Annotated in this window: 12 protein-coding genes; 5 read left to right on the top strand and 7 right to left on the bottom strand. The window is 61.3% G+C overall.

Features of this window, described 5'->3' with window-relative positions; translation table 11 throughout:
- Both KGB27_RS29420 and dinG read right to left on the bottom strand, forming a co-directional pair.
- Positions 1–2,472 (bottom strand): beta-agarase (locus KGB27_RS29420; protein ID WP_223557262.1); only part of this gene is annotated, 2,472 nt, incomplete at its 3' end.
- A gap of 95 nt (positions 2,473–2,567) precedes the next feature.
- Positions 2,568–4,712: an ATP-dependent DNA helicase DinG gene (gene dinG, locus KGB27_RS29415; RefSeq protein ID WP_008031664.1), complete on the bottom strand. Its 2,145-nt coding sequence runs from the start codon at positions 4,710–4,712 to the stop codon at positions 2,568–2,570.
- Between the two features lie 99 nt (positions 4,713–4,811).
- Here dinG and KGB27_RS29410 point away from each other — a divergent pair, with 99 nt between their 5' ends.
- The gene (locus KGB27_RS29410; RefSeq protein ID WP_008031665.1) at positions 4,812–5,276 is read left to right on the top strand and encodes a CopD family protein; all 465 of its coding nucleotides are present in this window, start codon (positions 4,812–4,814) and stop codon (positions 5,274–5,276) included.
- A gap of 129 nt (positions 5,277–5,405) precedes the next feature.
- Here KGB27_RS29410 and KGB27_RS29405 read toward each other — a convergent pair whose 3' ends face one another.
- From KGB27_RS29405 to KGB27_RS29390, 4 genes are all read right to left on the bottom strand, one after another.
- The gene (locus KGB27_RS29405) at positions 5,406–6,164 is read right to left on the bottom strand and encodes a collagen-like protein (protein WP_008040834.1); all 759 of its coding nucleotides are present in this window, start codon (positions 6,162–6,164) and stop codon (positions 5,406–5,408) included.
- Complete coding sequence (locus KGB27_RS29400) at positions 6,157–6,435, bottom strand: DUF1145 domain-containing protein (protein ID WP_008031667.1); 279 nt, start codon at positions 6,433–6,435, stop codon at positions 6,157–6,159. Before KGB27_RS29400 ends, KGB27_RS29405 begins: the two co-directional genes overlap by 8 nt.
- Before the next feature lie 147 nt (positions 6,436–6,582).
- Entirely contained in the window at positions 6,583–7,302 is a 720-nt protein-coding gene (locus tag KGB27_RS29395; RefSeq protein ID WP_008040833.1) for an OmpA family protein, read from the bottom strand.
- An 89-nt stretch (positions 7,303–7,391) separates the two neighbouring features.
- Positions 7,392–8,087, bottom strand: coding sequence for an OmpA family protein (locus KGB27_RS29390; RefSeq protein WP_008040832.1), 696 nt, complete (start codon positions 8,085–8,087; stop codon positions 7,392–7,394).
- Between the two features lie 189 nt (positions 8,088–8,276).
- Here KGB27_RS29390 and KGB27_RS29385 point away from each other — a divergent pair, with 189 nt between their 5' ends.
- Genes KGB27_RS29385 through KGB27_RS29370 form a run of 4 tightly spaced genes read left to right on the top strand, consistent with a single transcriptional unit; the run spans position 8,277 to position 10,003 of the window.
- Positions 8,277–8,774 (top strand): DUF6231 family protein, encoded by a 498-nt coding sequence (locus KGB27_RS29385; protein WP_008031670.1) that lies wholly within the window; start codon positions 8,277–8,279, stop codon positions 8,772–8,774.
- 4 nt (positions 8,775–8,778) lie between these two features.
- The gene (locus KGB27_RS29380) at positions 8,779–9,255 is read left to right on the top strand and encodes a YchJ family protein (protein ID WP_008040831.1); all 477 of its coding nucleotides are present in this window, start codon (positions 8,779–8,781) and stop codon (positions 9,253–9,255) included.
- A 47-nt stretch (positions 9,256–9,302) separates the two neighbouring features.
- Positions 9,303–9,797, top strand: a complete 495-nt coding sequence (locus tag KGB27_RS29375; RefSeq protein ID WP_008040830.1) for an LEA type 2 family protein — start codon at positions 9,303–9,305, stop codon at positions 9,795–9,797.
- Positions 9,794–10,003, top strand: a complete 210-nt coding sequence (locus KGB27_RS29370) for an SEC-C metal-binding domain-containing protein (RefSeq protein WP_007906737.1) — start codon at positions 9,794–9,796, stop codon at positions 10,001–10,003. The genes KGB27_RS29375 and KGB27_RS29370 overlap by 4 nt, the downstream gene beginning before the upstream one ends.
- Before the next feature lie 186 nt (positions 10,004–10,189).
- Here the strand turns inward: KGB27_RS29370 and KGB27_RS29365 are convergent, their stop codons facing one another.
- The gene (locus KGB27_RS29365; RefSeq protein WP_223557261.1) at positions 10,190–10,747 is read right to left on the bottom strand and encodes a cysteine hydrolase family protein; all 558 of its coding nucleotides are present in this window, start codon (positions 10,745–10,747) and stop codon (positions 10,190–10,192) included.
- Positions 10,748–11,653 lie beyond the last annotated feature (906 nt).

The following is an 11,653-nucleotide window of genomic DNA, read 5'->3' as shown; positions in this document are numbered from 1 at the left end:
GCCCTTCCCCGGGCCCTTGCCGGCTTCAGCTTTTCGCCCGCCTTCGGCATCGTGACTGGCTTTATCCGCTTCAGCCTTGGCCTTCTCGGCCTCTTTGCCCAACTGATCAACGGCCGCCAGGTTGCTCTTGCGTACGCTGTCGACGAAGCCCTGAAACGGCAGATCGGTAATGCCGACCAAACCAAAGTGCCCGTTTTCACCGTCCAGCAGACGACCGGTCACCGGTTGATCGAGGTACTGGAACCAGTGCACGCCGACAATCGACGGCTCGCTCAGTGCCTGTTTCAGGAAATTGGCGTAAGCCGGACCGCGATCCTCTTCCTTCGCCAGTTGCGTCACGCCGCCCCAGAACGGGCCGCGATCGGCCGAGCCGAAGTTGAATTCGGTGATCAGCACCGGTTTGTCCAGGCTGCGCAATTTGGCAAAATCGTAGCCGTCCTGCGGTTGCAGGGTGTACATGTTGAAGCTCAGCACATCGCAATACTGTGCACAGGATTCCACGGCTTCCGGGGTGCTGATGGCGAAGCGGCCGCCCAGCAACAGCTGATTCGGTGCGTGCCACTTGAGCGAGTCGGAAATGGTTTTGAAGTACGTGTCAGCGAAGACCTTCTGGAAGTATTTGAAGTCGGCTTCGATTTCCGGGTACTCGGCGCTCGGCAGCGGCGGCACGAAGCCCGGGTCTTCCATCAATTCCCAGGCCGGCAAGTCGATGCCCCAGGCTTTGGACAGGCCTGCCTGGTTGCGGTACTTGTCGCGCAATTGCTTGAGGAACGCGCGCTTGGCCGGCACGTCGGTGGTCATTTTCAAGGTGCCGTAGGCCAGCGCGTAGCGGGCTTTCGGGTCGTCACCGGGACCGGCCCAGGCCAGTTCGTTGTCGGCGAAGTAACCGATCAGCCAAGGGTCGTCGCGATGATCGCGGGCGGCGATGGCCACGGCGCGCTCGGTGGCCATGGCGAAACGCGGGTCGAACGGGTCAGGCATGCCGCCCCACCAGTCGGTGCCGGTGCTGATGCTGGCGTAATCGCCGACGATCGACAGCGGCAAGGTGTAGGGCACGCGGTCCGCGTTGCCCAGCTCCGGGGCGCTCCAGTTGCCGATGGTGTTGAAGCCCCAGGCTTGCAGGCGATCCAGGGTGTGGCTGGCCCAGCGTTGCTCATCAATCACTGCGGTGCAAGGTTCGGCGGGTTTCTGCTCGACCGCTTTCGCGACGGTCGCGTCCTCTGCGCCGGCCTTGGCGGCTTCGGCAACACCGGCTTCGGCCGTGGAAGGAACGACGGGTTGTTCAGCGGTCTTCTCGACCGTCGCCTCAACCGCGTCGGCCTTGGCCGCTTCGGCAACACCGGCCTTGGTGTCGCTGCCCGGTGTGCAAGGGGCGCCATACAGACGCTGCAGGTTCGCGCCATAGAAATCGTACCAGCGCCCGGCGTTGTAGCCTCGGCCCTGATCGACGCCATTGCCACCCCGGTTGTCGCCTTCGCCAAAGTGACTGGCCAGCGGTTCTTCGGGTTTAGGCAGCGATTCGAACATCCACTCGCGACCGGCGATGTAAGTCTGGTTGACGTCCGGCGCAACGGTGTTGACCCCGAGCGAATAAAACGGATGGCCTTCCGGGGTCACCAGATACCAGCGACCGTCACGTTTCTCGCTGCGGAAAAAACCGCTGGCCTTGAACGTCGGGCCTTTTATCCAGCCACCGAACTTGTCCAGCGACGACTTCTCGCGCTCGGCCAGCCAGGTTTTGGTTTGTTGCTGTTCCTTGGCGGCGGCGCTTTTCAGTTGCTCGTCGCTGCTGACCTTCTCCGGCCATTTGGTCCGGGTCGACTGACCGAAAGCGTCCACCAGGCCGCCATAAACGGCTTGGGTGACCGCCTCGCCTTCCTGCACGCCAAAGCGTTCCAGCAGGATACTTTGCGCGACTTTCGGCTGATCCATCGACAACGTCACCGACACCACCTGGCTGCGATCCAGCTCACCGGCGCTGCTGGCCAACAGGATGCGTTGACCGTCGACAGTCATCGGCATCGGCGGACCGGCCTTCATGCCCAGGCTCAGCGGCGAGCTCGGCTGCAACGGCACCAGCAGCGTCTGCGCAGGGCCCGCCGGCAGATCCACGCGACTGATCAGCGTCTTGCCGTCGTTGCTCTGGATTTTCACGTAAAGGGTCACGGCCCAGTCCATTGCGCTTTGAATACGCAGGCTCATCACGCCGGACTGCGACCAGTCCCAGGCCCCGGTTTGCGGGGTCAGGCGCAGGGTTGGCTGGGCCACCGGGTTGAACGTCACCCGGCGCAGCACTTCGCCTTCGGCCGTTTGCTCTGCATTGGATTGCGGCAGGCTGGCGTCCTGAGTCGCCACCTGGACCACGTCGGCGGGGCGCACAAAGTTGAACAGCGTCTGCTGGCCTGCGGGAGCGGCGAGCAAAGGCGTGGTGAACAACAAGGCAAAAACAGCAGGCAACGAACGGCGAATCATGAGAACGAAAATCTCCCTAACGACCAACAATGGCCAGTGGAAAAGCGATGGCAGAGAGATAGACAACGCGGCGGGCAGATTTGCCCACCGTCGTATCAGGAAATTTCTCGACGGAATGGCGGTAACGCATTGAGGATCGCTTTGCCGTAACGCTGGGTGACCAGGCGCCGGTCGAGCAAGGTGATGGTGCCGCGGTCCTCTTCGGTTCGCAGCAAGCGACCGCAGGCCTGGACCAGTTTCAGCGAGGCGTCCGGCACGGAGATTTCCATGAACGGATTGCCGCCCCGCGCTTCGATCCACTCGGCCAGTGCCGCTTCGACCGGATCATCGGGCACCGAGAATGGAATCTTCGCGATCACCACGTGCTCGCAGTACGCACCGGGCAAGTCGACCCCTTCGGCGAAACTCGCCAGGCCGAACAGCACGCTGGAATCGCCGCCATCGACGCGCGCCTTGTGCTTGTTCAGGGTTTCCTGTTTCGACAGGTTGCCTTGAATGAACACTTGCTTGCGCCAGTCGCGGTCGAGACCGTCGAACACGTCCTGCATCTGTTTACGCGAGGAGAACAGCACCAGCGTGCCGCGCGAACCTTCGACCAGTTGCGGCAGGTCACGAATGATCGCCGCGGTGTGGGCCGCTGCATCACGTGGATCGGCTTTCAGGTCCGGCACCCGCAGTACGCCGGCATCGGCGTGATGGAACGGGCTCGGGACCACGGCGGTCACGGCTTTTTTCGGCAGCCCGGCACGCATGCGGAAGCGGTCGAAGGTGCCGAGTGCGGTCAGGGTCGCCGAAGTCACCAGCGCGCCGTAAGCCACGTTCCACAGATTGCGCCGGAGCATTTCCGCCGCGAGGATCGGGCTGGCGTTGACTTCGATGTCGAACAGCGAGCCGCTTTCGGCCAGGGTCAGCCAACGCGCCATGGGCGGGTTGTCTTCCGGGTCTTCGGCGGTAAATGCAACCCACAACTCCCAGTTGCCCGAAGAGCGCGACAACAGGCTGCCGAACAGCGGATACCACTCTTCGGCCTGGTTGCTGGCGATGCCGATGTTGACCTCGCCGTCCATGCCTTCCTTGAGCAACTCGGTGAGTCGGGTGAACAGGTCGGTGAGGCGGGCAAAACCCTTTTTCAGCTCGATGCCCATTTCACGCATGTGCTCGGGAATCACCCCGCCGACGAAACGGTGACGCGGCCGTTCGCGACCTTCGACGTCTTCGCCGGGTTTGAAATCGGCAGCCTGTTCGCAGGCGGTAAACATGAATTGCTGCTGGGTCTTGATCTCGCGGGCCAGTTCCGGCACCTGCTCGATCAACTTGCCCAGGTCGCCCGGCAGCGGATGCTGGGCGAGCAATTTGGTGAGGTTCTTGGCGGTGGTTTCCAGCCAGTCGGCGGTGGAGCGCAGGCGCGTGTAATGGGCGAAGTGGCCGATGGCCTTGTCCGGCAGGTGATGGCCTTCGTCGAACACGTAGATGGTGTCGCGCGGATCGGGCAGAACGGCACCGCCGCCGAGGGCGAGGTCAGCCAAAACCATGTCGTGGTTGGTGACGATCACGTCCACCTTGCCCATGCCTTCGCGGGCCTTATAGAAGGCGCACTGGCCGAAGTTCGGGCAATGGCGGTTGGTGCACTGGCTGTGATCGGTGGTCAGGCGCGCCCAATCGGCGTCTTCCAGGGCGGTGGACCAACTGTCGCGGTCGCCGTCCCACTTATTGCCGGCGAGCTTCTCGATCATGCTGGTGAACAGCTTCTGACTGGCCTCATCGACCTCGATCTTGAAGCCTTCTTCTTCGAACAGCTGCGCGGTAGCGGTTTGTGCGTGACCTTCCTGCAGCAACATGTCGAGCTTGGACAGGCACATATAGCGCCCACGGCCCTTGGCCAGGGCGAAGCTGAAATTCAGCCCGCTGTTGCGCATCAGGTCGGGCAGATCCTTGTAGACGATCTGTTCTTGCAGGGCCACGGTGGCCGTGGCGATCACCAGGCGTTTACCGGCGGCTTTCGCAGTCGGGATCGCCGCCAGGCTGTAGGCCACGGTCTTGCCGGTACCGGTGCCGGCTTCCACCGCGACAATCGCGGGGTCGCCACTGCGCCGGCCTTCGTCGTCGGTGTCGATGTCACCGAGGACCTTGGCAATTTCGGCGATCATCAGGCGTTGGCCGTAGCGCGGCTTGAGGCTCTTGGCTTCGAGAAAACGCGAGTAGGCGCCCTGGATCGTGGTTTTGAGTTCAGTGCTGATCATGGATTGTCGGGCGCAAAAAACGCTGGATAAATTTTCAGTGGTTCGGTTCGGCCGCTATCATACCCCGCTAATTAATCCCGCGCAGAACGGAGTACCCCAATGACACCTTTTGGCATCGTTTACACCCTGCATGTCCTGTCCGCCCTGGTGTGGGTCGGCGGCATGTTTTTCGCCTGGATGGTCTTGCGTCCGGCCGCGATGAAGGCGCTGGAAGGCCCGGCCCGGTTGAAGCTGTGGGTAGAAGTGTTTCAAGGTTTTTTCCGCTGGGTCTGGATCGCGGTGGTGCTGTTGCCGGTCAGCGGTGTCGGCATGATTCATTTGCAGTACAGCGGTTTCGAGGCCGCGCCGCGTTATGTGCAGGTGATGATGGGGTTGTTCGTGGTGATGACCGCGCTGTTTATCCGGATTCAGGCGTTGCTGTTGCCGGAATTGCGCACGGCGGTGACGGCGCAGGATTGGCCGACGGGGGCTGCGGTACTGGGGAGGATTCGCCGGTTGGTGGGGATTAATTTGATTGTGGGGTTGGTGCTGGTGGCGATCGCCTCGGCTCGGCCGATGTTCTAAAAGCTAAAAGCTTCGCGGGCAAGTCGGATCGCCGCACCGCTCGCTCCTACAATGGACAGCGTGATCCCTGTAGGAGCGAGGCTTGCCCGCGAAGGCAATCGTTCAGACGACGAAATTGTCCGAAACCACTTACAACCTTTGAACCGTCACCGAACCCGCCGCGCCCGCAGGCCCCGGCTGGCCGTCAACGCCTGGCTTGCCGCTCTTGCCGCCATCGGCCTTGTAGACGAAGCACCCCTTGGCCTTGCCACCCGCCCCCGGCTTACCGCCAGGACCGGCCAGACCACCCGCGCCGCCGGCAACCTGAACCTTGATCTGCTCCGCCGGATAATCACGCGGCACTTCCAGCCTGACCAGCGCACCCGGCGCACCCGGCTGACCGTCGCTGCCATCGCTACCATCGGCCCCGCGACCGGCCTGGCCCCAGGTGCAGCCCGGTGCCTGACCGTTGGCGCCGTCGAGGCCGACAAACCCCGGTGCACCTGCGCCGCCGCGAGCATCAACCACCAACTGTGGTGCATTCAGTGCCTTGATCTGCACATTCAGATTGCGTCCCGAGCGGGCCGCCTTGAGGTAAGTACCCGGTGCACCGCGAGCGGTAATCTGGCTGCCTTCGGACAATTGGGCACGGCTGACTTTCAACTCCAGCGCCGTTTCGCCGGGCACGATGGCGATCCGCGCTTCACGCCCCAGGCGCAATTCGCCGACGCTGACTTCGGTCACGTTCGAGGGAATCAGCAACGTGCCGTAATCGGCCACTTCCAGGCGTTCCAGCTGCAAGGTGCTGGCGGTATTGGGCAAGCGCATCAGCGAGTTGGTTTCGACGCTGACCACCTGGGCGCAGGCGAATGGGCTGACGAGTGCGGCGAGCAGACAGAGTTTACGCATGGGAAGCCTTCGGTACGGCAGGAGCCGGAATGGTTTGCAGGTGGAAAACACCGAAAAAGACAATCTTCAAGCGATCACGCCAAGGGTGGGCGCGGCCTCTGAGACTGCGGAAACAGAACACCGCCTCAAGAAGATGAAGGAACGCCAACAGGCCGCCGGCCAGATTGACCAACAGGTGCAGCGGATTGACAAAGGGCATCAGCAGATTGACCAACACCACCAGCCAGAACAGCAGGGTCAACAGCTTACCCAACCCCCAAAACACCTTCATACGCCCCCCGTTGAGAATTATTCTTTGCACGCACAGTAACGGCTTCCACGCGGGATAAGCCAGAGGGCAACGGAAAATTCTTCATGAAGGCCGCCGAATGGCCGTCGGCGCCACTGCAATCATTGGCCGACGGCTCTATCACGGGGCTCAGCGATTGATGTGCAATTCCACGCGACGGTTTTTCGCGCGACCTTCCTCTGTTTCGTTATCGGCCACCGGTGCGCTTTCGCCCCGGCCTTCGCTGGTGAGTTTGTCCGGCGCCAGGCCCATGCCCAGCAAGTAAGCCGCCACGCTGCTGGCGCGTCGCTCCGAGAGTGCCTGGTTATAGGCGTCGTCACCCACGCTGTCGGTGTGGCCGATCACTTTGATGCTGACCACATCGGCGCTTTGCAGTTTGGGTATGAACGAGTCCAGCTGACTTTGCGCCGAGGGTGTCAGGTCGGATTTGTTGAACGCAAACAACACATCGCCCGCATCGCTCAGGGTGATGACTTCAGATTGTGCAGGTTCAGCGGGATTCACACTGGCCGGGTATTGCGGCAGCGGACAACCATGATGCTCGACCGGAGTATTGGCCGGCGTATCCGGGCAGCGATCGCGTCGATCGAAGACACCATCGCCATCTTCGTCGCCATCCTGCGCGTAGCAGATCAGGCCACCGGTCAAGATACCAAGCGCCGCTCCACCGGCCGCCCAACCGCCACTTTCGATAGCGCCCAAGCCACCACCGACCAAGCCACCGATAACGCTGCAGATCGGCCAGGTACGTTGATTGAGGGGGGCAGTGCCATCGCTGTGAGTAGCGCAACCGGTCAACAGGCTGCCAAGCAGCACAACCGGCCAGACGGTCCGTGTGAGAAGGCTCATGGTGAAAGCTCCTGTGTTACCGGCCGACGCCGGTTACACAGGAGTAAAGACCCGCATCCGTGACTGCACAAGCCACGGATGCGAGGGATCTAGCGTTGGATTTTGATTTCGGTGCGACGGTTCTGTGCACGGCCGTCGGCGGTTTTGTTATCGGCCACCGGCTGACTTTCACCGGCACCGGAAACAGACACGAAGTTACTGCGCGGCACGCCTTCCTGGATGAGGTACTCAACCACCGAGTGAGCGCGTTTATCCGACAGTTTCTGGTTGTAGCTATCACTGCCCACGCTGTCGGTATGGCCAGTAACGGTCAACTGAGCAGTAGGGGCTTCAGCTTTCAAACGAGTGGCGATCTTATCGAGCACCTGTTTGTCAGAAGGGGTGAGTGTGGCTTTGTCGAACTGGAAGTGAACATCGCGGATGACGATGGTTTCTTCCTTGACCACAACCGCCTCTTCAACCACTGGCGCAGGGACTGGTGGTGGGCAACCGTCGGCATCGACCTTCACGCCTCTAGGCGTGCCCGGGCACTTGTCGCGGCTGTCCGGCACGCCATCGCCGTCTTCGTCGCCATCACCGTGAACCCAGCAATAGGCAGCGGCCGTACCGCCAACCAGCAGAGCGCCGTACCCTGCCCATGCCGAGCTCTCGGTCGCGCCGAGACCCGCACCGATTACACCGCCGACTGCCGCACAGGTCGGCCAGTCGGTTTTCTGCAAACCTGCGCAACCAGTCAACACACTGGTTAGCAGAACCAAGGGTAATGCTGTCCGAACTATGCTCATCTAGTTTTCTCCTGAGGGATCGGCTTAGAACCGATTCAGGTAGTAAAGACCCGAGCTTTAATCTCCGCCAGCAATAGGCCATTGCAGTTTTATCCAGTGTTCACGGCTGATCGATACTTTTAGCGCGACGACGCTCTATATCTGGACCTTCGGGCAGGCTAGTCTTGGCGCTCTGATTGAGGAACTTCGATGATTTCAGGTATTTCTTCGCGCACGCCCCAGCAGGCGCTGGCCGCTTTGCTGGATCGTTATGCCCCGCTCCGCCTGTTGCTGATCGGCGCGAGCGAATTCCCCGCGCTGGAAGCATTCAAGCTGGCGCACCCGGACACCTGCGTCGCCCACGCGGCGCCTGGACCGTTGCCGGCCGAACTGGCGGCGCGCCGATTTGATCTGGCGCTGGTGGTCGATTGCCTCGAACACTTGCCCAAACGCGATGGCCTGAATTTGCTCGGCGGCATCCGCAACCTCAATGCCAGTCGCATTGCGGTGCTGGCGGATTTGCCGGCCAGTGGCTGGCAGGAGACAGATTTTTTCTCCCTGGCCCTGCAAGCCAGCGAACGCTTCCAGCGCGACGAGCAAGTACTGACCCTGTTCACCTACGATCTGCTTGACTACAAACAAGTCCCCGACTGGCTCAACTCACGGTTCTGGGCCAATCCGGAAAACTTCGGGAAATACTGGTGGTAACGCAATGAGTACATCCATTTGCCCTTGCGGCAGCGGCACCCTGCTGGACGCCTGCTGCGGTCATTACCATGCCGGGCATCCGGCGCCTTGTGCCGAAGCGTTGATGCGTTCGCGCTACAGCGCTTATGTGTTGGGCCTGATCGATTACCTGGTAGCGACCACCCTGCCCGCGCAGCAGTCCGGCCTCGATCGTCAGTCCATCAGCGACTGGAGCGCGCAAAGCACCTGGCTCGGCCTGGAAGTGGAAAGCTCCGAGGTGTTCGGCGGTCAACCGGAACACGCGTTCGTGACCTTTACCGCACGCTGGCACGATGGCAGCGGCGAACACAGCCACCGCGAGCGCTCGTCGTTCGTGCAGAACGCCGGCCACTGGTACTTCATCGACCCCACTGTGCCACTCAAGGCCGGACGCAACGACGCCTGCCCATGTGCCAGCGGGCAGAAATTCAAGAAGTGTTGCGCGGGGTATTTCGCCAGTTGAGGTGATTCGTGAAGGGCTAGACTGGGGATCAAGGGAGAAACACAACCATGATCAGCCGACGTCGCGTCCTGCATACGCTCACCCTGCTCCTGTTTCTCGGACTCGGCGGCTGTGCGTCCTGGTTCAGCGACGATGAACCGGAACCTGAAGTGCATCTGGTCAAGGTCGAAGTGGTCCGGGCGAAACTGATGGAGCAACGTTTCCTGTTGTTCTTTCGCGTCGACAACCCGCGCGACAGCGACCTGACGGTGCGCGGTCTCGAATACCGGATTCACCTGGGCGATATGTTGCTGACCGAAGGCGAGCACGAACACTGGTTTACGGTCGGTCCCAAGCACAGCGCATATTTCAAAGTGCCGATCCGCACCAACCTGTGGCCCAAGGTGCGGGATCTGGTGAAACTGTTGAAAAAACCCGAGCAACCTATCCCCTATCGCCTGGAAGGTGAGCTGGAAACCGGTGTGTTCATCGCGCACTACGTGCACCTGGCGCGCAAAGGCGTGATAATCCCCGCCGATTTAATTCCGGAGCACACCCGATGACCCAGCAACCCCACGTCCATGGCCCTGACTGCAATCACGATCATGACCATCACGACCACCATGATCACGACCATGGCCATGTCCACGGCCCGAACTGCGGCCACGCTCACCAGGAGCCGGTGCGCAACGCCCTGAAGGACGTCGGCCGCAACGATCCTTGCCCATGCGGCAACGGCAAGAAATTCAAGAAGTGCCACGGCGCTTGATGCTTCGGGCGATGTTTTTCATCGCCTGTTGAATCGCTTCGCCGGCAAGCCGGTCTCGCTCCCACACTGGATTCGTGAATGACACAATCCCCTGTAGGAGCGAGGCTTGCCCGCGAAAAAGGCACCGCGATTATTCAGGCAAACCGCGTCATCTTCTTCGCGGGCAAGCCTCGCTCCTACAGTCACTCAGTCGGTCATCAGGATCAGCGCACTGCTGACGACCGTGGCGTATTCGCCGTGCAGATTGCCCAGCGACATCGCATGCACCTCTTCAGCTGAATGCGCATTGCCGAAATAATCCGCCTTGTCGAACGTGAAGCACGCATCCTCCGCCACCCACGTATCAAACCCCAGGTTACCGGCCGTTCGCGCCGAGGACTCCACCGAGTTGTAGGTCGCGACGCCCACGATGACCAACTGATCGATCCCCGCCTCGCGCAAACTCGCCTCCAGCGCCGTCGCACAAAACGCATCCGGCACCTGTTTCTGAATCAGTTGCTCGCCGGCCAATGGCTGGAACCGCTCCTGAAACTCCACGCCCGATTGCTGCGGCCAGAACACTGAGTCCGGTGAACGGGACAGGTGTTGTACGTGGATCACCGGCCGCCCGGTTCGCCGCCATAGCCCCAGCAAATCCAGGATCCGCGCCTCGGCCTGAGGATTATTTCGCCGGCCAAGCCTTGGCTCCAAAATGCCTTTTTGTTGATCGATGATGATCAGTGCTGCGTTGGTCTTGAGCTCCATGCTGACTTTTCTCACGCGAGGTCATTGAATTTCACGCACTTGAGCATCACCGCCTCCTACAGGCAAGTCCTCGATCGCAAACGGGACGACCTGATGCTCGCGGTTGCTGTCTGAACTTCACGACGCAGCTACGAATACAGCAAGGTGAATTCGGCTAAGGCTTGAAAGTGATCGATTGGGTGTATATCCGGTTCTTCGGTAACGGCTGCTATTGGTTTCGCCCTTACGGCGAGTCACTTGGAAAAGCCCCAAGTAACCAAGGGCTCTTGCCCCTTTCGTTCGGTGCCTCGCCTAGGCTCGGCATGCCCTCGCTCCGGTCCTGCTCCGTGGGCCCGCCGCCATCGGCCATCCATGGCCGGGGGCGGCTAACCCGGCATCCATGCCGGGTTGCCCACTGCGCAGAACCTGCGCTCGGCCTCTCGAGGGGGCGCTCAGATCAAAAGCTGAAGGCGAGCTAACGCTCGGCCTGATGAGTGGTGAAAATCAAAAGCGCACACGATTCCCTGTAGGAGCGAGGCTTGCCCGCGAAAAACGACCGGACAACGCGTTCATTCAGACAGCCCGCGTTATCGTTGACGCCCATCGCCAGCAAGCTGGCTCCTACAACTTCGACCGTGTGAACCCGATCCCTGTAGGAGCCGGCTTGCTGGCGATAGCGGTGGATCAGTCAACGTATGTATTGGCTGGACAGAAGCCATCGCCAGCAAGCCGGCTCCTACACGGGATTGGTGTACATGTCCGGAATGGGTGAGCGCAGCAGAGAAGGACAACGCGTACCCCCAAAGAGCCAGGTCGGCTTTCAGGCCGCCTCGGCGGCTGTGGCGGTAGTCGCCCCCTCGAGAGGCCGAGCGCAGGTTCTGCGCAGTGGGCAACCCGGCATGGATGCCGGGTTAGCCGCCTCCGGCC

Source organism: Pseudomonas sp. BF-R-01 (assembly GCF_019946615.1).
Lineage (GTDB): Bacteria > Pseudomonadota > Gammaproteobacteria > Pseudomonadales > Pseudomonadaceae > Aquipseudomonas > Aquipseudomonas migulae.
This window is presented reverse-complemented; position numbering and strand designations above follow the sequence as displayed.